The organism is Antiquaquibacter oligotrophicus (assembly GCF_020535405.1).
Classification (GTDB): Bacteria; Actinomycetota; Actinomycetes; order Actinomycetales; family Microbacteriaceae; genus Rhodoglobus; species Rhodoglobus oligotrophicus.
Map to the genome: position 1 here is coordinate 379,551 of NZ_CP085036.1, position 24,520 is coordinate 404,070.

21 protein-coding genes are annotated in these 24,520 nt (G+C 66.1%); 12 read left to right on the plus strand and 9 right to left on the minus strand.

Annotation, left to right across the window (positions count from 1 at the left end):
- The first annotated feature begins 91 nt into the window (after positions 1-91).
- Complete coding sequence (locus tag LH407_RS01895; RefSeq protein ID WP_322132983.1) at positions 92-2,569, plus strand: ATP-dependent DNA ligase; 2,478 nt, start codon at positions 92-94, stop codon at positions 2,567-2,569.
- 9 nt (positions 2,570-2,578) lie between these two features.
- On the plus strand, positions 2,579-3,061 hold the full coding sequence (locus tag LH407_RS01900) for a protoporphyrinogen oxidase (RefSeq protein ID WP_322132982.1): 483 nt from the start codon (positions 2,579-2,581) through the stop codon (positions 3,059-3,061).
- Between the two features lie 9 nt (positions 3,062-3,070).
- On the opposite strand, the gene LH407_RS01905 is transcribed toward LH407_RS01900, so the two are convergent.
- A complete protein-coding gene (locus tag LH407_RS01905) occupies positions 3,071-4,168 on the minus strand; it encodes a polyprenyl synthetase family protein (RefSeq protein WP_322135031.1) in 1,098 nt (365 codons plus the stop codon).
- 331 nt (positions 4,169-4,499) lie between these two features.
- On the opposite strand from LH407_RS01905, the gene LH407_RS01910 reads away from it, so the two are divergent.
- Genes LH407_RS01910 through LH407_RS01940 form a run of 7 tightly spaced genes read left to right on the plus strand, consistent with a single transcriptional unit; the run spans position 4,500 to position 11,474 of the window.
- Positions 4,500-5,678, plus strand: a complete 1,179-nt coding sequence (locus tag LH407_RS01910) for an inositol-3-phosphate synthase (protein WP_322132980.1) — start codon at positions 4,500-4,502, stop codon at positions 5,676-5,678.
- Positions 5,678-6,577 carry an SCO3242 family prenyltransferase gene (locus LH407_RS01915; protein ID WP_322132979.1) on the plus strand — a complete coding sequence of 300 codons (900 nt, stop codon included), beginning with the start codon at positions 5,678-5,680 and terminating at the stop codon, positions 6,575-6,577. The genes LH407_RS01910 and LH407_RS01915 overlap by 1 nt, the downstream gene beginning before the upstream one ends.
- A complete protein-coding gene (locus LH407_RS01920) occupies positions 6,574-7,452 on the plus strand; it encodes a sugar phosphate isomerase/epimerase family protein (RefSeq protein ID WP_322132978.1) in 879 nt (292 codons plus the stop codon). The genes LH407_RS01915 and LH407_RS01920 overlap by 4 nt, the downstream gene beginning before the upstream one ends.
- 8 nt (positions 7,453-7,460) lie before the next feature.
- Positions 7,461-8,078 carry an EboA domain-containing protein gene (locus LH407_RS01925; protein WP_322132977.1) on the plus strand — a complete coding sequence of 206 codons (618 nt, stop codon included), beginning with the start codon at positions 7,461-7,463 and terminating at the stop codon, positions 8,076-8,078.
- A gap of 5 nt (positions 8,079-8,083) precedes the next feature.
- Positions 8,084-8,962, plus strand: a complete 879-nt coding sequence (locus LH407_RS01930; protein ID WP_322132976.1) for a TatD family hydrolase — start codon at positions 8,084-8,086, stop codon at positions 8,960-8,962.
- Positions 8,959-10,080, plus strand: coding sequence for a metabolite traffic protein EboE (eboE, locus tag LH407_RS01935; protein WP_322132975.1), 1,122 nt, complete (start codon positions 8,959-8,961; stop codon positions 10,078-10,080). The genes LH407_RS01930 and eboE overlap by 4 nt, the downstream gene beginning before the upstream one ends.
- Complete coding sequence (locus LH407_RS01940) at positions 10,077-11,474, plus strand: nucleotide pyrophosphatase/phosphodiesterase family protein (RefSeq protein ID WP_322132974.1); 1,398 nt, start codon at positions 10,077-10,079, stop codon at positions 11,472-11,474. The genes eboE and LH407_RS01940 overlap by 4 nt, the downstream gene beginning before the upstream one ends.
- 19 nt (positions 11,475-11,493) lie before the next feature.
- Here LH407_RS01940 and LH407_RS01945 read toward each other — a convergent pair whose 3' ends face one another.
- Together LH407_RS01945 and LH407_RS01950 are read right to left on the minus strand one after the other, a co-directional pair.
- Positions 11,494-12,981: an aspartate ammonia-lyase gene (locus LH407_RS01945; RefSeq protein WP_322134910.1), complete on the minus strand. Its 1,488-nt coding sequence runs from the start codon at positions 12,979-12,981 to the stop codon at positions 11,494-11,496.
- Between the two features lie 32 nt (positions 12,982-13,013).
- Positions 13,014-14,849: a DUF2207 domain-containing protein gene (locus tag LH407_RS01950; protein ID WP_322132973.1), complete on the minus strand. Its 1,836-nt coding sequence runs from the start codon at positions 14,847-14,849 to the stop codon at positions 13,014-13,016.
- A gap of 46 nt (positions 14,850-14,895) precedes the next feature.
- Here LH407_RS01950 and LH407_RS01955 point away from each other — a divergent pair, with 46 nt between their 5' ends.
- Positions 14,896-15,642, plus strand: a complete 747-nt coding sequence (locus LH407_RS01955; protein ID WP_322132972.1) for a glycosyltransferase — start codon at positions 14,896-14,898, stop codon at positions 15,640-15,642.
- Here the strand turns inward: LH407_RS01955 and LH407_RS01960 are convergent.
- Entirely contained in the window at positions 15,627-16,523 is an 897-nt protein-coding gene (locus tag LH407_RS01960) for an alpha/beta fold hydrolase (RefSeq protein WP_322134909.1), read from the minus strand. The two genes, LH407_RS01955 and LH407_RS01960, sit on opposite strands and share 16 nt — an antisense overlap.
- Positions 16,524-16,546: 23 nt before the next feature.
- Positions 16,547-17,485, minus strand: coding sequence for an alpha/beta hydrolase (locus tag LH407_RS01965; RefSeq protein ID WP_322132971.1), 939 nt, complete (start codon positions 17,483-17,485; stop codon positions 16,547-16,549).
- Between the two features lie 143 nt (positions 17,486-17,628).
- On the opposite strand from LH407_RS01965, the gene LH407_RS01970 reads away from it, so the two are divergent.
- Positions 17,629-19,029 carry a maltokinase N-terminal cap-like domain-containing protein gene (locus tag LH407_RS01970; protein WP_322132970.1) on the plus strand — a complete coding sequence of 467 codons (1,401 nt, stop codon included), beginning with the start codon at positions 17,629-17,631 and terminating at the stop codon, positions 19,027-19,029.
- Positions 19,030-19,039: 10 nt separating this feature from the next.
- On the opposite strand, the gene LH407_RS01975 is transcribed toward LH407_RS01970, so the two are convergent.
- Positions 19,040-21,184 carry a DEAD/DEAH box helicase gene (locus LH407_RS01975; protein WP_322134908.1) on the minus strand — a complete coding sequence of 715 codons (2,145 nt, stop codon included), beginning with the start codon at positions 21,182-21,184 and terminating at the stop codon, positions 19,040-19,042.
- A gap of 192 nt (positions 21,185-21,376) precedes the next feature.
- On the minus strand, positions 21,377-21,721 hold the full coding sequence (locus LH407_RS01980; protein WP_322132969.1) for a DUF6804 family protein: 345 nt from the start codon (positions 21,719-21,721) through the stop codon (positions 21,377-21,379).
- 47 nt (positions 21,722-21,768) lie between these two features.
- Between LH407_RS01980 and LH407_RS01985 the strand changes: the two genes are divergently transcribed.
- Complete coding sequence (locus tag LH407_RS01985) at positions 21,769-23,007, plus strand: hypothetical protein (protein WP_322132968.1); 1,239 nt, start codon at positions 21,769-21,771, stop codon at positions 23,005-23,007.
- 392 nt (positions 23,008-23,399) lie between these two features.
- Here the strand turns inward: LH407_RS01985 and LH407_RS01990 are convergent, their stop codons facing one another.
- Together LH407_RS01990 and LH407_RS01995 are read right to left on the minus strand one after the other, a co-directional pair.
- Positions 23,400-23,945 (minus strand): hypothetical protein, encoded by a 546-nt coding sequence (locus LH407_RS01990; RefSeq protein ID WP_322132967.1) that lies wholly within the window; start codon positions 23,943-23,945, stop codon positions 23,400-23,402.
- Positions 23,942-24,520, minus strand: a complete 579-nt coding sequence (locus LH407_RS01995; RefSeq protein ID WP_322132966.1) for a hypothetical protein — start codon at positions 24,518-24,520, stop codon at positions 23,942-23,944. The genes LH407_RS01990 and LH407_RS01995 overlap by 4 nt, the downstream gene beginning before the upstream one ends.

Below are 24,520 nucleotides of genomic sequence, written 5' to 3' on the forward strand. Positions count from 1 at the left end.
CGGGTCATGTTGACGAAGTGAACATTCTCCCCCAGCTTCTCGCAATGGGCTAGGGGTTTCGGGACCTGGCGCGAGACGACCATCATGAGGTATGGCTGTGAACTCGGGCGGAAACGACCAGGTCGTCACCATCGATGGTCACCGGCTGAAGCTCACGAGTCTCGACAAGGTCCTGTACCCGGAAACGGGCACAACGAAGGCCGACGTGCTCGATTACTACGCGAGAGTCGCCGAACCCCTCATCAGGCATGCCGCCAATCGTCCCGTGACGCGAAAACGATGGGTCAACGGCGTCGGAACGGCGGATGACCCGGGGCAGATGTTCTTCCAGAAGAACCTCGATGATCGGTCTACACCGCAGTGGGTGCTACGACGCGACATCCAGCACTCCGATCACGTCAACTCCTATCCACTCGTCAACGACCGTGCGACCCTCATCTGGCTCGGCCAGATCGCGGCCCTCGAATTGCACGTTCCCCAGTGGCAGTTCGGCCGCACGGGAAAACCCAAGAATCCCGATCGTCTCGTGCTCGACCTCGACCCGGGTCCTGGAGCAGGCCTGCCGGAATGCGCCGAGGTCGCGCGGCTGGCCAGGGTGATTCTCACGGGAATGGGGCTCGACCCCATGCCCGTCACGAGCGGGTCGAAGGGAATCCACCTCTATTCCGCCATCGACGGGCGTCAGACGAGCGACCAAGTGTCCGCGGTGGCTCACGAACTCGCGCGCGCCCTCGAGGCGGATCATCCTGACCTCATCGTGAGCGACATGAAGAAGGCGCTGCGCTCGGGCAAGGTGCTCGTCGACTGGAGCCAGAACAACGGCAGCAAAACCACCATCACGCCCTATTCCCTCCGCGGTCGACTCCAGCCGATGGTCGCCGCCCCGCGGACCTGGGATGAGCTCGACGATCCCGACCTCGCCCACCTCGACTATCGCGAGGTCATCGAGCGCGTCGAAAAGCGCGGCGACCTCCTCGAGGCGCTCACCGCTGGGCACCTCGCGTCGCTCGAGCCGACCCCCGAGCGGATGGCCGGTTTCATCCAGGCGGGCGGACCCGATGACAGGCTCGCCACGTACCGCGCGATGCGCGACGGTGAGAAAACACCGGAACCCGTGCCGAGCGAGGCGCCCCCGCCATCCGACGGGAATTCGTTTGTCATCCAGGAACACCACGCGAGGCGCCTCCACTACGACTTCCGACTCGAACACGACGGCGTGCTCGTGAGCTGGGCGATCCCGAAAGGGGTACCGACCGACCCCGGCCAGAATCACCTCGCCGTGCAGACCGAAGACCACCCGCTCGCGTACGGGGCGTTCGAGGGCACGATTCCCGCGGGCCAATACGGCGCAGGTGAGGTCACCATTTGGGACAAGGGCGCCTACGACCTCGAGAAATGGCGAGACGGCAAAGAGGTCATCGCCACCCTTCACGGCGAGCGCCACGGCTCGCATCGCTACGCACTCATCCACACGGGTGGCCGAGGTGGAGACGACAACAACTGGCTCATCCACCTTATGAAGCCTGCCGACGAGCAGCCCCCGCGAACGAGCAAGGCCGACTCGCGCCGTCGTGTCATCGGAGGAACGAGATCGCTGCGTTCCACGTCGGAGAAAAGGATCGCCCCCATGCTGGCGAGCCCCGGCGCACTGGGCGAACTCGGTGACAGCACGGCCTGGGCCTTCGAAATGAAATGGGACGGCATTCGAGCGATCGCCGAGATCGAGGGTGGCACCCTACGACTCGTGAGCCGCAACGGCGTCGACATCACGGTGACCTACCCGGAACTGGACGGACTGCCCCGGATGTTGCCAGCCGACGCCGTGCTCGATGGCGAGATCATCGCCCTCAACAAGGCGGGCCGACCGGACTTCGGTGTGCTGCAGACCCGCATGAAGCTCACCAAAAAGAAGTACGTCGATGAGGCGCGCGCCACCACGCCCGTCCAGTTCATGGTGTTCGATCTGCTCGAGTACGACGGGGAGCGCTTGCTGGAGCGAACCTACGATGAGCGGCGTTCGATGCTCGAGGAGGTGCTCGCCGCCGAGCATCCCGTCGAAGTCCCCCCGGCATTCGACGGTGACGCCAAGGCGGCCTTCGCTGCGAGCCGGGAACTTGGGCTCGAGGGAATCGTCGCGAAGCGGCGCGCGAGCGGGTATCTCCCCGGCAAGCGGGCATCGTCGTGGATCAAGCTGCGCCACAATCTCTCGCAAGAGGTTGTCATCGGCGGATGGCGACCGGGGTCGGGGGCGCGGTCGCACCGCATCGGCTCCCTGCTCATGGGAGTGCCCACCGACGAGGGTCTTCGCTACGTTGGGCGCGTCGGGTCAGGGCTGACCGACCGGCAACTCGACGAGCTAGCGTCGCGGTTGCGACGGATGTCGCGCTCGACCAGTCCCTTCGTCGGTCTCCCGCCAGCGGACGCCTCGGACGCGCACTTTGTCACCCCTCGTCTCGTGGGTGAGGTGACCTTCTCGGAGTGGACGCCGACAGGCAAGCTGCGGCACCCGTCCTGGCGGGGGTGGCGCCCGGACAAATCACCTGAGGACGTACGCAGGGAGTCGAACTAGGCTGGCCGCATGAACCCCAGACTCCTTGCTCTCGCTGCAGGCCTCGCCGTCGGATACGTGCTCGGAACCCGCGCCGGACGGGAGAAGTATGACGCCATGAAGGCGAAGGTCTCCGCGGTCTGGGAGGACCCACGCGTGGCGCGTGCTCGGCGCGAGGTCGAAGAGTACGCACGAGCGCAGGCGCCCATCATCCGGGACCGAGCCGAAGCAGCGGTCAAGGCAGCGCCCGGGGTCGCGAAGGATGTCGCCGATCGCGTCTCGTCCACGGCGAAGGATGTCGCAGGCAAGGTGTCGACGACTGCGAAGGATGCCGCGGCCACGGCCACCGCAACCGCCAAGGACGTCGGCGATCGTGTCGCGACGACGGCCAAGGACGTCGGCGACCGCGTCGCCACCACGGCGAGGGATGTCACCGAACGGGTGACGGAGGCCGCCGGGGATGCTCGCGATCAGGCACTCCACGTCATGGAGGACGACGACGCGCCACGCTGATGCCCCTGCTCAGCTGCTGCGCGGAACCACCGTTGCCGCAGCGGCTGTGAGGTAGGCGACAAGCGGCGCAGGTAATCCGCTCGCTGGCTCGAGGAAGCCCAGAGCTCGTTCCACCGTGGTGAGCATACGGGCGCGGTGCTCATCGGCTGCGCCCGAGGCAAGGATGACCTGGCGCAGGGTCGACGCCTCGGCAGCACCCATCGACTCTTGGCCGACGAGTTCGTCGAGCCGCTCGCGCTGGGATGACGTTGAATGCTCGTAGGTGAGGCGCAGGAGCCCCGTGCGTTTGCCGCTGCGGAGGTCCGCCGTCACCGATTTACCCGTGACACCGGGGTCGCCGAAGACCCCGAGTTCGTCGTCCTTCATTTGGTACGCGACACCGAGATACTCGCCGAACCCCGTGAGAGCGGTCACTGCGAGCGCGTCTGCCCCGGCCGCGACGGCTCCCAGCCGGAGCGGCAGCACGGTTGTGTACCTGGCCGTCTTGAGGGATGCGATGACATCCGCTGGAATATCGGCGGGCGGAGCGACTTCGCTGCGAACATCGAGCCATTCCCCTCCGATCGTCACGGCGAGGGCATCGAGAAGTTCTGCCATCACGGCAACCGTGACCGTGGGCTCGAGGGGTGCAGTGAGCAACTCACGCTGGCTCTGTGCAATGGCAAGATCTCCCGCGAGAACCGCCGCTGCCATACCCTCCCGCCCCGCTCGTCCAGCCGAGCCGCCTTCGGCTAGGACTCGCTGGCGCGACAGCCCCGCCACGTTGGGTCGCCCGTGCCGCACCGCATCCCCGTCGATGAGATCGTCGTGAACACACAGACCGAGGTGGAGAAGTTGAACCGACACGGCGAGGGATGCCGCTACCGCGTCATCCTCCCCACCGAGGCCGGCGTAGCCCGCGACCGCGAGTCGCGAGCGAAGGAACTTGCCACCCGTGAGGTCTGCGAGGACTCTGGCCGGAAAGGCCGCCTCGTCGTGCCGCTCGGCAAGGGCCGCAACAACGGGACGCCAGGATTCGGCAACTCGTTCGCCGGTAGGATCCACGAGTCTGTCGACGTGCCGCGCGAAGGCCGCGGGCGTGAGGGATTCGATCGTGCTGTCCGCCATGGAGACACGGGCGTCGGCTTCCACGGGTAGGCTGACCTCCTGTCGCGGCACGTCAGCGTGCCGCCTCGAGCGCCCGAGAATTCGGGACTGAGGCTCCCTGGGCGTACGTCCAGTATGACTCACACTCCGTAATTTGTTGGGCGCTAGCAGAAACGGCAGTCCACGCGGTCTACCCCACGGTCGATCTCACCTCGAGATCGGCGTAAGTGAGTAGCGGTCAGGGGCGCGGGCATTTTGTTTTGACGTCCGGAGAAATATCGCTTAGCGTCCTCATAGCCGTTCTGTCGGCATGTGTGCGATGGCGGACGCAGAGATTGGGAGCACTTCAACGATGAATCGTGATTCTGGCAAGCGAACGGGCCTCTGGCTCGTCGGAGGGCGCGGAAGCGTCGCAACAACGGCCGCGCTCGGCATCGCGGCACTGAGCCGAAATCTGGCCGAACCGGTGGGTCTCGCCACCGAGAGCGCGCAGCTGCGTGACCTCCCCATGCCTGCACTGAGCGACCTGATTGTCGGCGGTCACGATGTCGGCACGACTCCGCTGGCCGACAAAGCCCGAGCGCTGAGCGCCGCAGGCATGATCGACGGCGCCCTCGTCGCATCGGTCGCCGACGACCTGAGCGCGCTCGACGAGAACATCCTTCCCGTTCCCACCGCCCCCACCCAGGCCGAGGAGATCGAGCTCCGCGCCGCCGACATTGCGGCCTTCCGTGAGCGCAACGGGCTCGACCGTGTTGTTGTCATCGACGTGTCGTCGACCGAGCCGCTTCCCGCGTATCGCAGTGAGTTCGAGGATCGCTCCCTCCTCGAAGCCGCACTCGCGACGCCCGGGGATGCCGTGCTCCCGCCGAGCTCGCTCGGGGCACTCGCCGCGGTCACCGCGGGCGCCGCCTACGCGTGCTTCACGCCGTCGACCTCGCTCAACCTTCCCGTGTTGTGGCAGTGGGCGACGGATGCCGGCATCCCCTTCGCCGGCCAGGACGGCAAGACAGGTGAGACCCTCCTGCGCACCGTGCTCGCGCCGATGTTCACCTCGCGTGGGATGAAGGTGCGCTCGTGGGCCGGCACCAACCTGCTCGGCGGCGGCGACGGGCAAACCCTCGCCGACCCGGAAGCCGTTCGCTCGAAGCTCGCGTCGAAGAACCGCGGGCTGCACGCGCTCCTCGGCCCCGACGTCGTCGCACCCTTGCACATCGACAACGTGCCGGACCTCGGCGACGTCAAGACGGCGTGGGATCACGTGAGCGCCGAGGGCTTCCTCGGCAGTCGCGTCATCCTCCAGACGACCTGGAGCGCGTACGACTCCATGCTCGCCGCACCCCTCGTGATCGACCTCGCGCGTCTTCTCTCCCTCGCCCAGGCGAGCGGCGAGAGCGGCCCCGTCGGTGCACTCGGCTTCTTCTTCAAGGATCCGTGGGGCAGCGATGTTCACGCGTTCGCAGACCAGACGAACCTGCTCACCGAGTGGGCCCAGCGCGTCGCATCACGACTGCCCGTCGGAACCCCCTGATGCCCCTGCGCGACTATCTCGAACTCGTTCGTGCCCCCGCGGCACTCTCCGTCATCGGTGACACCGTTGTTGGAGCGAGTTGGGCGGGTCGCCCCCTACACGGCAGGGCGATCGGTTTGCCGATCTCCTCGGTGCTGCTCTACTGGGCGGGCATGGCCCTCAACGACGTGGCGGATGCCGATCTCGATGCAGTGGAACGACCCGAGAGACCCATTCCCTCCGGGCGGATCTCTCGGCGTGCCGCGACGATCACCGCTGGAGCTCTCGTGGCTGGCGGTATCGCCGCCGCGGGAATCTTCGGCGGTCGCCGTTCGGTTGCTATGGCCCTGCCCTTGGCCGCAGCTATCTGTACGTACAACCTCGCCGCGAAAAACGGTCCGTTCGGCCCCGTGGTCATGGCCGCATGTCGCGGTCTCGACGTCCTAGTCGGCTCCGGGTCCGACCGTGCCCTCGCCGCAGCTCCCGCGGCCGCGATCGTTGCGGGCCACACCGCCAGCGTCACAGTGCTCTCGCGCGGCGAAGTGCACGGTTCGACCACCAAAGCGGTCAGCGGTTCGGTAGCTGCGACGGCCGCGGTCACGGCCGCCACCGTGCTTGTGCCGGCACCGGCCGCGGCGCACCCCGATGAGAGCCTCGGTCGAAGCGCTGGAGCACTCGGTGCCGCCCGATTCGCCGTCGAGGTCGGGGTTCCCCAAGCCGCCGCTGCCGCGGACCCGCAAGCCGGCCCGATTCGCACGGCCACGCGGGCCGGGATCATGGGCATGATCCCGCTCCAGGCAGGCCTTGTCGCGCGAGCGGGCAACCTGGTCGGCGCGATCGCCCTCGCAGCCCTCGATCTCACTCTCGAGTCTCGACGGGCGCGCGCGTCAGCCGCCACGCGGGGAGCTTCGATCACGTGAGCCCGAATCTCCTCCCGGTCTTGGGTTATGGAACAAACGGCTTCACCGATCACACCCTCAACGACATGCTCGACGTCGTCGCCGGGTACGGCTACGAGGCCATTGCGCTCACGCTCGGGCATCCGCACTTCGATCCTTTTGCCGATGAGTGGGAGCGTCGGGCGCGGGAGCTTCGATCGGCCCTCCATGAGCGCGGCATGCGTGTTGTCGTCGAGACCGGTGCGCGCTACCTCTTGGACCCGTACGTGAAGCACCATCCGACACTCGTGGACCGTGAGGCCTCGCGACGGTTGACCTTCCTCGCCCGCGCCATCGAGATCGCTGGAGTGCTCGACGCGGACTGCGTGTCTCTGTGGTCCGGTGTCACTCCCGACGACGTCACCTCCGATGAGGCGTGGTCGATGCTCGTCGAGCGAATGGCTGATGTTGTCGCACTCGCATCGGTTCGCGGTGTCCAGCTGGGGTTCGAACCCGAACCGGGAATGCGTGTCGAGACCGTCGCGGATGCCCTGGCGTTGCGTGAGGAACTCGGCAACCCCGACCGCCTCGGCATCACCGTCGACCTCGGGCACTGCGTCGCTGTCGAGCCGGGCGGTGTTGTCGACGCACTCCGCTCCGCCGGCGATCTGCTCGTCAACGTGCAGGTCGACGACATGATGCCGGGTGTCCACGAGCACCTCGAACTCGGCACAGGACAACTCGATCTCGCTCTCGCGTTTCGAACTCTCAGCGAGATCGGGTATGACGGAGTAGCAGCCATCGAACTCCCCCGGCATTCGCACGCAGCGCCGCGGCTCGCACGGGAGAGCATGGAACGGATGCGCGAGGCGCTGAACGCGGCCTCGGAGTCGACGACGACCCGAAAGAGTTTGTGAGGAGAGCCATGACAAGTCCCGACGAATGGATGTCGCAGGCCACTGCCGCTGTACGCGAGAAGCCTGCTGCTGCGCTGCGTTGGCTCGCCCAAGCCGGTCTCGGGGTGGGTCGCGATCCCCTCGACGCCGACGATCCGGCCGGACTCGTTGCGGGCACGACGGCGGATGCCGCTCGCGCGACACTCGTCGTCGAGCTATCCGGAGTGCTCGACGACAGCGCGTTTGCCGCAGCCGTCACGTCGCTTTACGAGCAGGGTGACAACGAGGTCAAGCGCGGGGTACTGCGCGGGCTCAACGAACTTGCCGCGGAAGACGAGTTGCCAGCCCCCGTGGCTGCGGCAGGTGTGGCTTTGGTGCACGACGCGTTCCGTGCGAACGATCCCCGGCTCGTGGCATCCGGTATGGGCGCCTTCGCGGGTCGTCACCTCGACCAGGACACCTGGCGTCAGGGTGTCATCAAGCTCGTCTTCATGGATGTGCCCTTCACCGCCGTGGCGCGCCTGGACGAGCGTCGCGACGACGAACTGGAACGTATGGCAAGAGACCTCGTGCGTGAACGGAGTTCCGCCGGTCGTGTCATCACCACAGACCTCAGCACACTCGCCGAGCCGATCGCGAAGGGATAGCGGCCATGCGCATCTTCGATCCACACATCCACATGTCCGCCCGAACCACGGACGACTACGAATCGATGTTCGCCGCGGGTGTTCGCGCCGTCGTCGAGCCCGCATTCTGGCTGGGGCAACCTCGAACCAACGTCGGCTCGTTCATCGACTACTTCGACCTCATCACCGGGTGGGAGCGATTCCGGGCCTCGCAGTTCGGCATCCGGCATCACGCGACGATCGGCCTCAACCCGAAAGAGGCCAATGACCCGCGCTGCCGCGAGGTCATGAGCGAGTTGCCGCGCTTCCTCGTTCGCGAATCGGTTGTCGCGATCGGCGAGACCGGCTACGACTCGATGACCGTCGAGGAGCAGGACGTCTTCGAAGAGCACATGCAGCTCTCGAAGGACTACGACCTTCCCGTACTCGTTCACACACCCCACCGCGACAAGCTTTCCGGCACCAAGCGCACACTCGATGTCGTCGCCTCCTCGGGAGTGGCGCCAGAGCTCGTTGTGGTTGATCACCTCAACGAGCTCACGGTCGACCTCGTCGCCGAGTCGGGATGCTGGATGGGCTTCTCCATCTATCCGGACACGAAGATGGACGAGCAGCGGATGGTGGCGATCCTGCGGCGCATCGGCACCGACCGCATCCTCATCAACTCTGCGGCGGACTGGGGTCGCTCCGATGTGCTCAAAACGCTGAAGACCGGAAAGCTCATGCTCGAGTCCGGTTTCACCGAGGCCGACGTCGATCGTGTGCTGTGGCAAAACCCCATCGACTTCTACGGGCAGAGCGGACGTGTGGATGTCACACCGCTCGCCGGGTTCGAGGCACTCGAGGCTCCCCCGCTGTTCGAGGGCAACTCGGTGCAGCGCGGAGCGCCCGTGGTCGCCCCATGATGCACCTGTCGTACTGCACCAACGTGCATCCGGCCGAGGACCTGGACGGCGTCATCGCCCAACTCGACCAGTTTGCGGGCCCGGCGCGATCCGAGGCCGAGCTCGACGTCGTCGGCGTCGGGCTGTGGCTGCCAGCGGAACTGGCGCACGAGCTCGCCACGAACGAAACGTCGCGCGACAGACTTCGAGCAGCACTCGAACGCAACGGTCTTGAGGTCCGCACGCTCAACGCGTTTCCCTACGCTGCCTTCCACGCCGAGGTCGTGAAGCTCGACGTCTACCTTCCCGACTGGACCGACCGACGCCGACTCGAGTACACGATCGACGCCGCTCGGGCCCTCGCGGCCTTCCTGCCACCTCGTGCCGACGGCAGCATCTCCACCCTTCCGCTCGGCTGGCGCACCGGATGGGGCCCCGCCGAGGACGAGGTCGCCACCGCAGCCTTCGTCGAGCTGGTCGCAGCCCTCGAGCAGATTCGCGACACCACGGGCCACACGATTCGCATCGGCATCGAGCCGGAGCCCGGATGCATCCTCGACAACGTGGCCGACATCGTCGAGTGGCTGGGTGCCAGAAGCGATGTCATCGATCCCGAGTTCGTCGGAGTGTGCCTGGACACCTGCCACCTCGCTGTGTCGTTCGCCGACCCGACGGAAGCCGTGACCGCCATCGAGTCCGCGGGTCTCAAGGTCGTGAAGATCCAGGCCTCGGCGGCCCTCGAGGTGCTGACCCCCGCGGATCCCGCCTCGCGCGAGGCGATCGCCGTGTTCGGTGAGCCGCGATACGTGCATCAGGTCCGCGAGCGTCATGCCGACGGCATCCTGCGAGTCGATGACCTCGACGAGGCTCTCGCGACTCTTCCCGGCAACGGACCGTGGCGCGTGCACTTCCACGTTCCGCTGCACATGGTGCCGGATGCCCCGCTCGGAGCCACGACGGACGTGCTGCGCACGGCGGTTGACGCCGTCGTGGCGACACGCCCGACCCACGACGTGCACCTCGACGTTGAGACCTACACCTGGTCCGTCCTACCCGAACCACCCGCCGACCTCGCGGCCGGTATCGCAAGCGAGCTGGCCTGGGCCCAGCGCGAACTGATGGGAGCACGCATCGAATGACGCGTCCGATTCTGCTTCTGGACATCGTGGGTCTCACCGCCCCGATCCTGGAGCACATGCCTCGCCTTTCCGCACTTGCGCGCGCGGGCTCGCAGTCGAGTCTCGGCACGGTGCTGCCTGCCGTGACGTGTTCCGTGCAGTCGACGATCCTCACGGGAACGATGCCGTCGGAGCACGGAATCGTCGGCAACGGCTGGTACTTCCGGGGCCTCGGTGACGTCTACCTGTGGCGCCAGCACAACAAGCTCGTCGCCGGAGAGAAGGTCTGGGAGACGGCTCGACGCACGAAGCCGGACTATCGGGCGGCCAACCTCGGCTGGTGGTACGCGATGGGGGCCACAACGGACGTCACCGTGACTCCCCGACCGATTTACCATGCCGACGGTCGCAAATCGGCCGACGCATACGTACGCCCACCCAGCCTTCACGATGACCTCGAGACGCGGTTCGGCGAGTTCCCGCTCTTCCAGTACTGGGGGCCCACCGCCACGATCAAGTCCTCGCAGTGGCTCATCGACTCGACCCGGTACATCCTCGAGGGTGGTGGCACGGGTGGCGCGGTTCCCGACCTGACCATGACCTACCTCCCCCACTTGGACTACGACCTTCAGCGATTCGACCCGGAGGGCCCGGAAGCCGCGAAGGCGGCCGCCGAACTGGATGCTGCACTCGCGCCGCTCCTCGACCAGGCCGAGCGACAGGGGGTCACCGTCGTCGCTCTCGCGGAGTACGGTCTCGCAGCAGCGAACAAGCCCATCGACGTCAATCGTGCGCTTCGGCGCGAGGGTCTTCTCGAGGTCTACGTGCAGCAGGAGCTCGAACAGCTCGACCCGTGGACCTCGCGTGCGTTCGCGGTGGCCGACCACCAGATCGCCCACGTCTACGTGGACAACCCCGACGACATCCCCCACGTTCGCTCGATTCTTGAGGGACTCGACGGGGTCGCCGAGGTCCTGGACCGCGAACAGCAGGCGGCCTACGGTCTCGACCACGAGCGGGCTGGTGAACTCGTCGCCGTGGCCGCCCCCGGCGCATGGTTCACCTACTACTTCTGGCTCGACGACGACAAGGCTCCCGAGTACGCCCGGGGAGTGGACATCCATCGCAAGCCCGGCTACGACCCCGCTGAACTGTTCTTCAACCCGGCCGACCCGCTTGTGAAGGTCAAAGCGGCGGGCAACCTCGTGAAGAAGGCTGTCGGTCTGCGTTACGCGATGAAGGCGATCCCGCTGGATCCCACCATCGTGAAGGGCACACACGGGCGTCTCCCGAGCGGACCGGCCGACACCCCGATCATCCTGTCCTCCGACCCGGCGTTCCTCGCGGGCGAGGGAGATGTCGTTCCCGCGACGGCGGTCAAGAGCCTCATCCTCCGAGCGCAGGGTTTGGGCTGAGCCCAAGCTGCGCGCTGGGCTAGGTCAGCTCGTCTGGCGGGAGTTGCACCGGGAGCGTGAGTGCGCCCGTGAGTGGAACCATGCCAGACAGTCGCTCGGGCGAGAGAACGCGGTCGACTTGTTCGGCCTCCATGAGGCCCGCCTCGACAACAAGGTCGCGAATCGAGGCGTTCGAGGTGAGTGCCGTGTGCGCGAGGGATGCCGCCGCCTGGTAGCCGATGTACGGGGTGAGCGCCGTGACCACCCCGACACTCGTCTCGACCTGCATCGCGAGCCGCTCGGTGTTGGCCGTGATGCCCTCGATGCAGTTCACCCGCAGTGTGTAACAGGCGTTGGTCATCCACGCCAGTGACTGCAAGATCGAACTCGCGATCACGGGCTCGAAAGCATTGAGCTGAAGTTGCCCGGCCTCGGCCGCAGCCGTCACCGTTGCGTCAGCGCCGATCACCGAAAACGCGACCTGGTTGACGACCTCGGGGATGACCGGGTTCACCTTGCCCGGCATGATCGACGACCCCGCCTGGCGGGCGGGGAGGACGATCTCGCCGAGTCCCGCCTGCGGTCCGCTCGACAGCAGGCGCAGATCGTTGCAGATCTTGGAGAGTTTGACGGCCGCGCGCTTGAGGGTGGCACTCGCGGTCATAAAGATGCCGGCATCCGACGTCGCCTCGATGAGGTCGGGTGCGGTCTCCATCTCGATTCCCGTGACCTCGACGAGGTGACGGCGCACGGCCTCGGCATACCGCGGATCGGCCGTGATGCCCGTCCCGATTGCGGTGGCACCCATGTTGATCTCGTTGAGCCACGGGATCACCTCCGAGAGGCGATCGTCGTCCTCGGCGAGGGTCGTGGCGAATCCCGAGAACTCCTGACCGAGAGTCATGGGAACGGCATCCTGGAGTTGCGTTCGCCCGATCTTGAGAACGGATGCGAACTCCCGCCCCTTCTGAGCGAAAGCCGCCCGCAGCTGGCGGTGTTCGTCGAGGAGGCGCTGGATGCCGAACACCATCGCGAGTTTGATGGCGGTGGGATACACGTCGTTGGTGGACTGGCTCCGGTTGACGTCGTCGATCGGATGCAGGTAGGCGTAGTCTCCACGCTCGCGCCCGAGCAGCTCGAGCCCACGATTGGCGATGACCTCGTTGGCGTTCATGTTCGTCGACGTGCCGGCACCACCCTGGATCGCACCGACACAAAACTCCTGGTGGAGGGCCCCCGCGACAATCTCCTCACACGCCCGGTCGATGACATCCGCTTTGGTGTCGCTGAGAGCACCCAACTCCCGATTGGCGCGAGCGGCAGCCTGCTTGACGCGTGCGAGGGCGATCACGAGGTAGGGATAGTTGTAGATGGCACGGCGCGTAATGGGGAAGTTTTCCAGTGCCCTGGCCGTATGAATACCCCAGTACGCTTCGGCGGGGATCGGCATCGATCCGAGCGAATCGCTCTCGAGCCGTGTGGGGATCTCCCCCCGGAGCGCAGCGAGGAACTCGCGACGCGGCCACATCTCGTCCCCTGTGAGGAATCCGTCCGTTGTCATTAGCGACCTCCTCCGCCGCCGCCTCCGCCGCCACCACCGGAGAAACCTCCCCCGCTGGAGCCGCTGGAGAAACTGGATCCGCCCGACGACGACCAGCTCGATCCTGACGACGATGAGGTGACGATGGGGCGCACCGACGACATCGACGACGCGGAGAAGCCGCGCAGAGTGCTGACCGAGAGATCGGTTCCGTCGAGCCACGCGGGAGCAGCATCCGGCCACTGCGCACGGAGCACCTCCACCCACTGGTCCTCGACGCCCCACAGCACCGCGTAGGGAAGAAGTCGCTCGTTGAGCTTCACGACGGCACCCCGATCGGTCGGATCGACGCGCAGTGCTCCATCGGGAGATTGCAGCATCCGGAAGCGCTCCTCCTCGGCCACCGTGAGGTAAAGCTTCAGGCCCTCGAGGTACTCCTTGTGGTCCGCACCTGCGCGCGTGAGCCTCGCCGGGACTGCCAGGATGATCGACACGGCGAGCGCCAGGACAGTCGCGACGAGGGCCGGCACAACGACCTCCGCGACGAGGGCCCCCATCCACACCGCCCAGACCCACAGTGCACCGAACCCGAGCCACGTGACGAGCGAGATCCTGCGGAGCCAGACCTGGGCCGCCGTCTTCGGCTTGGCACGTAATCCTTCCGAGATCGCCGCGCTTGTTGTCGAAGCCGGAAGGCCGTAGAGGCTCGCGCCGGTCGCGGCCGGGAGCGCGTCCAGTTGGATCCGCTTGCCGGGTTCGAGCTTCGAACCGAACAGCGCACGCAGGACTCGCAGTTCACGGGAGTTCGCGCCTTCGCCCGAGACGAGCTCGAGAGAGAACGCGGAACTCGTTGCCGAACCCTTACTCCTGTCGATGATTGTGACGAGTCCGCGTACCGCGAAGTCCACGAGGAGCGCGGGCAATCCCGATCGCTGGCGACCGATGATCTCTGCGTCCATGAGCAGATCGCTATCGCGGGGTGGCTCATAGTGGGCAATGATGGTGCCCCGGCCGCGTGCATCCCTCAGTACGAAGGTGCGTAGAAGCACGGCGATGACGACCCACAGACCCGAGGCACCGAGAAGCACCTTGGGGAGCACCTGGATGGGCCACGTCTCGCGCGGCGGTGTCGGTTGAACGACGGTGCCGCCCTCGAAGCCAATCGCGACGGTCAGCGTGTTGTAGGCGCCTACCTCCTCGACGCGGGTGGAAATGGTGTCGCCCTCGGCACGGATGTCGCACTCGTTCTGCTCCCCGTAGTAGCCGAGATAGCAGCTCACGTTCCCCGTGAGTGCGTCCACGAGATCCGCAGAGAGGTGGACTGTCGCGCTGACCGAACCGAACGGTTGTGGCCACCCATCCCCGTTGACATCCCAGTAGAACTCGTCGCCACCGGAGTCCTCAAAATGACGGATGACGTCACGCATCGTGTACTCGATGACGTAGGTGGTCCGTCCCTGCACGTAATCGTCGGTGCCGAGGGCGAGTTCGGCGAACCCGTAGTAGTCGTCCCGTTCGAAGGGCACCGGCGTGCCGTTCTCATCGGTGACCGAAACGACGGAGAGGTGCAGCGGTGTCTCGTCGTAGTCCAGGGGTATAGCCCTGATGATGCCGCGGTTCTGGTCGAAGTCTGGGAACAGGGCGACGATGGTCTCCACAACACGGAGTTTCGCTCGGCCAGAATCATCCGTGTCCAGGTAGTACTGCGCATCGAACGACTCGAACGTGAAGTCCTCGACACCGTTCGCGACCGTGCGTGGATCGGGCTGCGCCGCATCCGCCGACGGAGCGCCGATCACACCGAACAGGGGGGCGAGAACGATGGCCGCGACCGCGGCGATGCGCACGTGCTTCACGGGGACAGACTAACGCCGCCACCCGCTGGCTATGCTGGGGATCGCTATGGTTCGGCTCTCGGTCGTCATCCCCGCGCTGAACGATTCGGCGATGCTCGAGGGATGCCTCGCGGCTCTCAGCGCCCAGTCCAGACCCGCCGACGAGATCATCGTCGTCGACAATGGGAGCAGCGACGACACCCGCGACGTCGCGCTTCGCTGGGGCGCGACGATCGTCGATCAGCCGATCCGCGGCATCTTCCCCGCCTCCGCCGCGGGATTCGATTCGGCCTCGGGCGACATCGTTCTCCGACTCGATGCCGATTCGGTGCCCTCCCGCGATTGGGTCGAGCGGGTCGAGTCGGCGTTCGCGGGCGATCCCCAACTCGACTTTCTCTCCGGGCCGGGGAGGTTCTACGGGTCTAATCGGACCGTGCACTGGATGGCTGAGAACCTCTACATCGGCGGATACATCTGGTTCGTGGGCCTCCTGCTCGGGCATCCCCCGCTCTTCGGCTCCAACCTCGCCTTCCGCGCGGACGCCTGGCGAAGAGTGCGCACGTCAGTGCACAGCGATCTCCGCGAGATTCACGATGATCTCGATCTCGCCATCCACCTCGAGCCGACCATGACCGTCCGCTTCGATCGGACGCTTGTCGTGGGTGTGTCGGCCCGACCATTCAAGTCCTTCGCCGGCTTCCGTCGACGAATCCGGTGGGCGTTCGGCACACTCGGTCTCAACTGGCGGGAACGTTCACTGCTCGACCGGCGGCGCGAACGCCGAGCGATCGAACACGCTCAGCGCTCGTTGTAGAGCGTCAGGAGATCGAGGACGAGCTCGTACGGTGTCGTTTCGCACGGGCTGTGACCGGTCGGATAGATGACCAATCGCGCGCCGAGCGAATCGGCAAACGCTCGGTGCAGTGAGGTGGGCCACAGATCGTGCTCACCGACGGCGATGAGCATGGGGAGGCCCGACGAAGCCAACTCCGCAACAGCATCCGGTGCTCTCTTCATGAGGGAGATGATGTCGCGAACGGACTGCCGACGCGTGAACCCGAATCGGTGCCGAACGAAGGCGAGCCTCCCCGGAGGCACCTTGGTGAAGTTGCGCCGCACGCCCCAGATCATGAGAGCAGCACCCACGCGCCCGGTGGCAAGGCCCGTGAACGGGCCGAGCCGCTTGACCCCGCGAAAACCCTGACCGGATTCGGGTGGACAGCTGAGGAGTGTGAGGCTTGCGACAAGCTCCGGACGGCGCACGGTGGCAAGCTGCGACACGGTGCCCGCGAACGAATACCCGAGAAGATGCGCCGGCCCCGGCCCCGCCTCGAGCACAGAGATGAGGTCGTCGACGAAGAGATCGTGATCGTAGGACCGTCGCGGTGGGGTCACATTCTCGGGGCCGGCCTCCGCGGATTCGTATTGGCCCGCCATGTCGAATGACTCGACCCGATATCCCGCATCGGCAAGCAACGGCATCATGAGGATGAAATCCTCCTTCGAGCCCGTCACCCCAGGCACCAGCACCACACGCGGTGCGGCCGGGTCACCAGCGCTGATCATGGCGAGGCGGCCGCTCGGCGCCGAATGCCACGAGCGGGTCACGCCGTTCGGCAACTCCGACCAGTCACGATCGGGCAGCGCCGCGTCTCGCCGACGAGCCTCAGCGCGCCGCGCCCCCTCGTCGCCCATCACGCATCACAAGATAGCCCCGATCAGGCGAGGGACGGCGCAGGTGACACCACACGAGCCACAAAATCGTGCATGCGCTCGTAAACCGCGCGCGAGCCCGGATGATGGGAATCCTGCTGCCACGTGTGCTGAGCGTTCTCGTCGATATGGACCTCAACGGGCACTCGATGGCGCCGGAGCGCGTCAACAAAATTGAGGCTCGCCCGATAGAACGGGTCGGGTCGCGAGGTTGTGACGAGGGTCGGCGGGAAAGCAGGGTCCACCCATTCGATCGGCGAGAGGAATCGTGCTGCGGCGCGCGTTGCCTTCGCACCGATGTGCTCCGGGAGGAGCATCCGCACAAATCGAGTGCTCAGGATGAACCCGCGTTCGAAGATGACCGAAAAATCGAGGGCGGCACAGTGCTGCACGAGGCCACGGATAACACCCGGATGGGTGCGCGTGATGCCGTAGTGCGTGGCGAGTTCCGCATTGATGCTCGTCGCGGCGGCGAGAGCGGCGAGCTGTCCGCCCGCGGAGTCACCGCCGAGCACCACACGCCCGGGGTCGCCTCCGAACCCCTCGATGGAGTCGTGCACCCAGTCCAGCGCGGCATGCGCATCGGCCAGCATCTCGCGCATGCGATGGCGCGGGGCCATCCGGTAGTTGACGTTTACGACGACCATCCCGGACTCCGCCTGTGTCGCGCAGTACCGGGTGAGCGGTGCTTTGTCGCCCGACGTCCACCCTCCGCCATGAAAGTAGACGTAAACGGGGAGCGCCTCCGACATGCGTTTGGGGGCAATAACGTCGAGAGTGTGCTCACGGATGCCGTCGCCGACGTAGTCGATGTCGAACGAGTACTCCACCGTCGTGAGGGGGTCGACGTTGAAGCGACGTCGCTCTCGCGGTCCGAGGTGCGCCATGAGCGCGCGCCAGGCCCAGACGGGAACACGGGAGAGCCGCGGAGCGGGTATCGGCATAACGACAAGCTAGGCGACCTGTCCGGGCACGCCCTGAGCGGTCCCTGCACAAATGCCCAGTAAGACCAGGGTCGAAAGTCAGCACACTTGGCGAACGCGCGCTACCCCTTGACCACGACCGGATCGCGGCCATTACTGGTTCTATGGCTTCGTCGTGGCAGAGCAGTGCCCTCTGGGAAGGCACGAACGGCAGCGTCCCCTGGCAAGGTCACAACCCCGTGGTCGAGTGGATGGCGCGTCAGCGGTGGTACGCGAGCAAGGGGGTGGTGCCGAGTCTCGTCGAGATCGCCTCGTGGGAGGTCACGGGCGATGACGAGCACCACGTCGTGACGTACTTGCTCCTCGACCGCGCGTCGCCCTCCCCCGTGCTCTATCACGTGCCGCTCTCCTACCGGCGGGAGGCGAGGGAGGATGAGGGGCTCATCGGCATGGTCGACGGCTGGTGGATACACGACGCGTCCCACGACAGGGACTACGTGGCTTCCGTGCTCGCGCTGTGTGCGTCTGGTGGTCGAGTGGTGAGCCCGACATCGGAGGTCACCGGTGTGCCGAACGCGGGCGGGTTCGCGGTGGATGCTGCATCCGGCGCACGTCGATCGAGGGTGCTGCGCGGCGAGCAGTCGAACACATCCATCGTCGTCGAGTGGGATCACCCCGACTCCACGCCGGTGGTGATCAAGCTATTCCGTACGCTTCACCACGGGAGGAACCCCGACGTCGAGCTTCAGGGCCTCCTGTCGGCCGCGCAGTCGCGCAGTGTGCCGCGCGCGCTCGGGCACGTTCGCGCCCGGTGGCCAGACTCCGGGCGCAGCGACCGCGTGGCCGATGGCGACATCGCCGTCGCCCAGGAGTTTCTCCGGGGCGTTCGCGACGGGTGGCAGGTCGGACTCGAATTCGCCACACGCGACGAGTCGTTTGCCGCGAATGCCGCTAGTCTCGGCTCCCTCACCGCTGAGGTGCACCGTGTACTTCGCGGGGAAGCACACCACCGGGCAGCCGACGATAACGACGTCGAGCGGATGCTCGGCGAGATGCGCCGCCGCTTGGAGTTGGCACTCGGTGCCGTGCCCGAGCTCGGTGAGCGCCGCGAGGAGCTTTCCGGCGTAATCGACCGCGCGCACACGTGTCGGTGGCCGGAGCTGCAGCGTGTTCACGGCGACTTGCACTTGGCGCAAGTGCTCGATGCGCCGGGTCGCGGTTGGGTCATGGTCGATTTCGAAGGGGAACCCCTCCGCCCGATGAACCAGCGGACGATGCTCGATTGCCCGCTCCGTGATGTGGCCGGCATGATGCGGTCGTTTGACTACATCGCCGGGTCGCTCGAGGCAACGATGTCGTGGGACGCGAGCGCATGGGCGGCGGAGGCACGCGAGTCATTCCTCGACGCATACTCCGCAAGCTCAGGGCTCGACCTTCGCCAGCACAAGCCGCTCCTCGACGCGTTCGAGATCGACAAGGCGCTCTACGAGGCGGTGTACGAGAGCAGGAACCGCCCGGAGTGGCTTGTCATCCCGGTGAGGGCGATCGAGCGCATACTGGGCTGACGTCGCCCAGCTAGGAGCGCTCGAGTGCCTCCCGCAGAAGGCTCGAGAGCGCCTCCAGCTGAATGTTCGACTCGCCAGCGACATCCTCATCGGAGCCGTCCAACGCGCGCGCAGCGAGGCCTGCCTTGCTGCCGATCAGTTCGGCGATTCGTGCGTCGATCGTGTGCGCCGCGATGATGCGCCAGGCCGTGACGGGCAGTTCTTGTCCGATGCGGTGGACACGGTCGATCGCCTGGGTCTGCTCCGCATTGGTCCAACTGAGTTCGGCGAGCACGACGTTCGACGCCGCCTGAAGGTTCAGCCCGACGCCGGCAGCGGTGAGCGATGCGACAACAACGGAAACCTCCGGATCGGCGCTGAACGCGTCGATCGCCTCCTGGCGCGCCTTCGGGCTCTGGTCGCCGCGAATCGACACCGACTTCAGCCCCACCCGCTCGAAGTGCTCTTCCGCAGCATCCATCACATCGATGTGTTTGGCGAAGAACACGACCTTGCCGACCGAGCGGGCTAGCTGAGCGGTGTAGTCGGCGGCGAGAGTCGCCTTGGCCTGACCGATCCTGCGCACCATCGTGAACACGTTCTCGCCCGTGTTCTGACCCTTCGACTCCTCGAGTTCGGCGTGCGCGACCACTCGGATGAGGTCCTCGGTCGACGCATCCGGCTTAATCGCACGAACCCGACGGAAACGATCGAGAAGTCGCGCGGTCAGCGCGGCTTCAGCGGCGCGGATCGAGCGGCCGAACTCGTCGTCGAGTTCGACGGGGATGTCGGCGATACGGCGCGCCGGAATGTCGGCGGCCACATCGACCTTCTTGCGACGGACGATACCCATGTCGACAACAGCGCGACGAGCCTCGGCGAAGAAGCCGGGATCCGCTGGCGTAAGGCCGGTGTCCTCGAGTTTCTTCATGAGCGGGGCGAGCGGCTTCTTGTCGTCGATCCATCCGAGGAACTGCCAAATGGCGCGGAAGTCTTCGATGGAGTTGATGAGCGGTGTACCCGTGAGCGCGATCATGAGCGCCCTGGGGTAGGTCGCCCGGATGCTGCGCGAGAGCGCGAGCACGTGCTTCGAACGCTCCGACTTGAGGTTCTTGATGAAGTGCGCCTCGTCGACGACCATGCCCTTGAAGCCGAAGCGGCTGAGCCACCCGACGTGACGGTCGAGGATTTCGTAGTTGACGATGACAACATCGCTGAACGCGTCGACATCATTGCCATCTCCGTGAACCACGGTGGCGCTGCGACCGGGTGTCCACCGCTCGACCTCTCGCGCCCAGTTCGTCTTGACGACGTTCGGCACCACCACGAGCAAGGGGTACGAGTTCGAGGCTGCGGCAGCCAGGAGCGCCTGGGCCGTCTTGCCGAGGCCCGGCTCATCGGCGAGGAGGAAGGTGCGGTGACCCTGCCGGACCTCTTCGACGAATCGAGCCTGGTGTCGCATGAGCTCGAGGTCGCCCTGCGTGTGGAGTGAGCCCGCCTCCGGCAGATCCATCGTCGCGGCCCCACCGCCCGCGCCGTACTCGAACGAGCGGAAGAGTGGTTCGATGAGTTCCCAGTTCGCGAGGCGACTCACGGGGGTGGTCTGTGCGGCGACGGCGCTGAAGTCCGGCGCCAGGAACGGGTTCGACATCTGCATCTGACGCACGGATGCCGGAACGACCTGCTTCTCGACCTGCTTGTCGACCGGTTTCGGTTCGGTGGTGATGATGAGCTCGTCCGGGCTGAGCTCGACGCCGGCGGCGAGCAGAAGGTCGCGGCGCAGGGCCTTTGCCGCGGCGGTGATGGGGGCATCCTCGCTCAGCATGGCGATGAGGCTCGTGTCACGGGCGGCCGTCTTGGCGAGAATGCCCGCGAGCCCGTCGAGTCGCTTTTGCTCGTTCTGGCGCTCGGCGTCGGAAAGCGACGTGTCGGCCTTGACCCGCGCACGCTCTTCCCTCAGGAGGAGCGCTGCTACCTGGAAACGCGCGCGATTCGCGGGCTTGAGCGGCCCCTTCTGCACGGCGGTTTCGACCTCACGGGCCGCGCGCGCGAGCACGGGGATCACGCCGACGTCATCGCCGGGACGCGTGCGCCTGCGCTGAGCGCTCGAAGTGCGCGAAGCCGAACGCTGACGGGTCGAGCGTTTGCTCGATTCTGACTGGCCGGTCGATGCCACGTAGTCTCCCTGCACGGGATGTGGGTACCCCGCACCTGATCGATGAACGGTCTCCGGTGGACTACCGGAGCGCGGCGACGATTCGTACTTCTCCAGACCCGATCGCGCTGCAATCGGTGGAAGAACCGTCGTCACTTCACAGTGTACGCCCAATCCTTGCCCGGTGCCGCACCGGGCGTCATGGCGTGCCGCTCAGCGTTCGCGAGCCGGCGGCGTGATTTTGATGAGGATGCCCGCCGCAATGAACACGGCCGCGGCGGCAAAATGCAACCCACGCCAGAGCTGCGGGTCACCGAGATCGATGGGGAACACGGGGTTCCACAGAACCGCGATGGGGATGAGACCGACGAGCCACCACCACTGCTTCGCCTGCCACGCGAACACGGCAACGATGAGCGCGAAGATGCTGACGATGAACAACACGACGACGTAGCCGGGGGCATCAACAACCGCGGCTCCGACGAGGAGCGCCACCGCGGCAATAAGTGCGGGAGCGAGCGCCACACGACGGGCGGGGTCGGGATAGGAGGCACTCATCCGTCCAGCGTATCTGCGGTACCCCGCCCGGTCGGTACGCTGGCCTCATGCGCAGGATCGTGACCGACACGGGGCGACTCGTGCTGGCTAACTTTCCGGCGCTCATGGTGTTTTTCCTGGCCGGATGGGCTGCTCACTACCTGCTCATCCGGTTCGCCGGCTTTGTCGCGAACATCGACCCGCTCTACGGCCAGCTCGTGCTCCCCCTCGCCGTGCTCGTTCGCATCTCCTCGTACGTTGCGATGTTTCTCGTGTTGCGACCGGCATCGCGCTTCCTCGATGCGCTCAGTTCGAGCATCCTGCCCTTCCTCGTGGTGTTCTCGACGTGGGGCATGCTCCACGACGATTGGGTCGCTTTCTCTCTCGCGCAGCTCGAGCAGCGCGGCGACAGCGATGTTCCCCTCTTCATCCAGGTAACCCCCATCACGATCGCTGTGGTGGTGGTCGCCTTTGTGCTCCGTCTCCTCGTGAGCCGCAACAGCGAAAAACTTCCGCGCTGGTTCGGGTTCGTCGGCGCGTACCTCGAAGCGGTGTGGCTCTTCATCGCCGTCGACGTTCTGTCGCAGCTCGTCGGATTCGTCACGGAATGGGTGCAGTCGCGCAGCATCGTCGTGTGGTACACCGACGTCGTGGCGCAGGCTCGCGAGTTGTTCGCCCCCATCGGCTGGGTGGCCGACGCCATCGGCTGGATCGCCGCCGAGGCGGGAACCGTGCTGGGGCTCCCCCTCGCATGGCTCACGCTCGCCGGTATCGTGTACGCCGCGGCCGCGGCACGGCGGGATCCGAGTGCGCGGATCCTCGCACTGACTCGTCGCTGGGCCCGACTTCCTCGACGCCTACGCCGCAGGCTCGCCGAAGTCGGATCCGATCTCGCCGGGCGATGGATGCCCATCGCAACCTCGGTTCGACTGCTGTGGGCGGCCGGCATCGTGACGGTTGGGCTCTTCGTGGTCGCCTACGCCGTGCTCGACACCAGCACTGCGTGGTTGCGGCTCGGGTTGTACCGACTACTCGGACCTCACGAGATGCAGTGGTGGTTTGCGACCGATGCCCTCATCGGGCTGGGCGTCGACGGGATCGTCGAGCCGTTGCGGATCGCCCTCATCGCTGCCGCGTGGGGATACTTCCTGTCTCGCAGCGCTGAGGGTCGCGAGACCCTACAGGTCGAAGTCGAGCAACTCGGGAAGCGAGTCGCGAGCGGAGAGCTGGAGCCTGGCGTCGTCGACCGCGTCGTCGGGAACGACGAACCAGGACTGGAGAGTGTAGGGCGCGACAGCGTCGGGTGAGCAGTAGGTCTCGGCATCCTCATCCGCTTCGAGGTCTACGTCTGCATAGGATGCCGGATTCCAGTGCCGCGTGTCCGAGGCGTCGATGAGGCGAAGCGTGCAATCCGGTGCCGCGGATCCCGGCTCGACACGCAGCTCGACGAACACGAGTGACGTCCCGTCGACCAGACCGAGGCCTTCGGCGGCCTCATCCGATGAGGACAGAACCCCCGCTCCCGTGACCGACCAGGTAGCGCCCGCGTACTGAACGTCGGCCTCGCGTTCCACGCGGACGACGCGGCCTTCTTCACGCTCGACGTAGGAGAACCAGCCTGCCGACAGCGCCACGAGAACCGCGAGGGGTGCGACCACAACGAGCGCGACGAGATACCAGCGCTCGCGCTGCAGCCAGGTCACGGGGCGACCCTCGTCGAACGGGCGATCTCGATGCGATCCTCGACCCGCAGCGTCGACAGATCCACATCGATGGCGATCGCAGAGTCGAGTCGCCAGTCCGAGCCCGTCGCGAGCGCCACACGAACGGTACGGTCGGAGACCTGTCGGGGTACCTCAAAAAACACGGTTCCCTCGGTCGGGATGCCGGGTACCAGGACATCGGACTCGAATCCTCCCGAGAGCCGGTCGAGCCCTCGATACTCGAACCCGTCGACCAGGAGGAAGCTCTGACTGCCGGTTGGCTCGGTGAGGTTCATGGCAACGAGGTCGACGACCACCCAGAGACCCTGCGTGCGCGCGACGGAATCCTCGAGGAGGAGAGAATCGGCGAGCCTGACGTCCGTGTAGCGCACCTCGAGATTGCGACCGACCCCGTCCACACCGAGCGGCACCGTCTCGATGAAAGGGGCCTGGCGCACTTGCTCGCCCGGTTCGAGAGCGACGACGACCCCCGCCGCCACAATCAGCGCGAGTCCGACGAGCCAACGCAGTGCTGCGGTCATCGCGTTGCGTCCAGTTCGACAACGGCGGCTGGTTCCGGTGATGACCAGTACGAGCCGTACGTCACATCCCCGTCTTCGGTGAACGACTTCGCCATGATCGTCACCGGAATGATCCCGTCCTCGGGGACCAGTTCTGTCGGGATCTCCCAGATGAACACAACATCGACCGGGACGTTCGGGTTGACCTGGACGCCGAGCTCGCCGTCGGCGTAGACGACCCGCTCGGCCTTGGCGAGGTCATCCCCCAGCCACGGCAACTGCAGGAGATCGGTGAAGGTGATCGAGGAGACCTTCCAGAGGTTGGTCACGGTCGCAGACACGGCCAGGTACGTGTTGCCCTCCTCGGCCTCCCCCACTCGCCCGGTCACCGCGGTGTCGATCTCGACGGAATGCACCGTCGTCGCCAGTTCCGGCCCGACAAACTCCTCCGCCACCGAGACGACTTCGGGACCATCGTCGGCCCGCTCGGCCTCGTTCAGACCGCCGAACACCGCAGAGATTCCGAGCAACGCGGCAACCGCCGCAATGACCCACCAGCGCAGGGGCACCCTGTCCAACCAGCGGGAGGCTCTCAC

What these genes read in the sequence shown, in the direction of transcription:
- LH407_RS01895 (WP_322132983.1), top strand. Translation starts at nt 92, where the DNA reads ATGGCTGTGAACTCGGGCGGAAACGACCAGGTCGTCACCATCGATGGT.
- LH407_RS01900 (WP_322132982.1), top strand. Translation starts at nt 2,579, where the DNA reads ATGAACCCCAGACTCCTTGCTCTCGCTGCAGGCCTCGCCGTCGGATAC.
- LH407_RS01905 (WP_322135031.1), bottom strand. Translation starts at nt 4,168, where the DNA reads ATGGCGGACAGCACGATCGAATCCCTCACGCCCGCGGCCTTCGCGCGG.
- LH407_RS01910 (WP_322132980.1), top strand. Translation starts at nt 4,500, where the DNA reads ATGAATCGTGATTCTGGCAAGCGAACGGGCCTCTGGCTCGTCGGAGGG.
- LH407_RS01915 (WP_322132979.1), top strand. Translation starts at nt 5,678, where the DNA reads ATGCCCCTGCGCGACTATCTCGAACTCGTTCGTGCCCCCGCGGCACTC.
- LH407_RS01925 (WP_322132977.1), top strand. Translation starts at nt 7,461, where the DNA reads ATGACAAGTCCCGACGAATGGATGTCGCAGGCCACTGCCGCTGTACGC.
- LH407_RS01930 (WP_322132976.1), top strand. Translation starts at nt 8,084, where the DNA reads ATGCGCATCTTCGATCCACACATCCACATGTCCGCCCGAACCACGGAC.
- eboE (WP_322132975.1), top strand. Translation starts at nt 8,959, where the DNA reads ATGATGCACCTGTCGTACTGCACCAACGTGCATCCGGCCGAGGACCTG.
- LH407_RS01940 (WP_322132974.1), top strand. Translation starts at nt 10,077, where the DNA reads ATGACGCGTCCGATTCTGCTTCTGGACATCGTGGGTCTCACCGCCCCG.
- LH407_RS01945 (WP_322134910.1), bottom strand. Translation starts at nt 12,981, where the DNA reads ATGTGGCCGCGTCGCGAGTTCCTCGCTGCGCTCCGGGGGGAGATCCCC.
- LH407_RS01955 (WP_322132972.1), top strand. Translation starts at nt 14,896, where the DNA reads ATGGTTCGGCTCTCGGTCGTCATCCCCGCGCTGAACGATTCGGCGATG.
- LH407_RS01960 (WP_322134909.1), bottom strand. Translation starts at nt 16,523, where the DNA reads ATGGGCGACGAGGGGGCGCGGCGCGCTGAGGCTCGTCGGCGAGACGCG.
- LH407_RS01965 (WP_322132971.1), bottom strand. Translation starts at nt 17,485, where the DNA reads ATGCCGATACCCGCTCCGCGGCTCTCCCGTGTTCCCGTCTGGGCCTGG.
- LH407_RS01970 (WP_322132970.1), top strand. Translation starts at nt 17,629, where the DNA reads ATGGCTTCGTCGTGGCAGAGCAGTGCCCTCTGGGAAGGCACGAACGGC.
- LH407_RS01980 (WP_322132969.1), bottom strand. Translation starts at nt 21,721, where the DNA reads ATGAGTGCCTCCTATCCCGACCCCGCCCGTCGTGTGGCGCTCGCTCCC.
- LH407_RS01985 (WP_322132968.1), top strand. Translation starts at nt 21,769, where the DNA reads ATGCGCAGGATCGTGACCGACACGGGGCGACTCGTGCTGGCTAACTTT.
- LH407_RS01990 (WP_322132967.1), bottom strand. Translation starts at nt 23,945, where the DNA reads ATGACCGCAGCACTGCGTTGGCTCGTCGGACTCGCGCTGATTGTGGCG.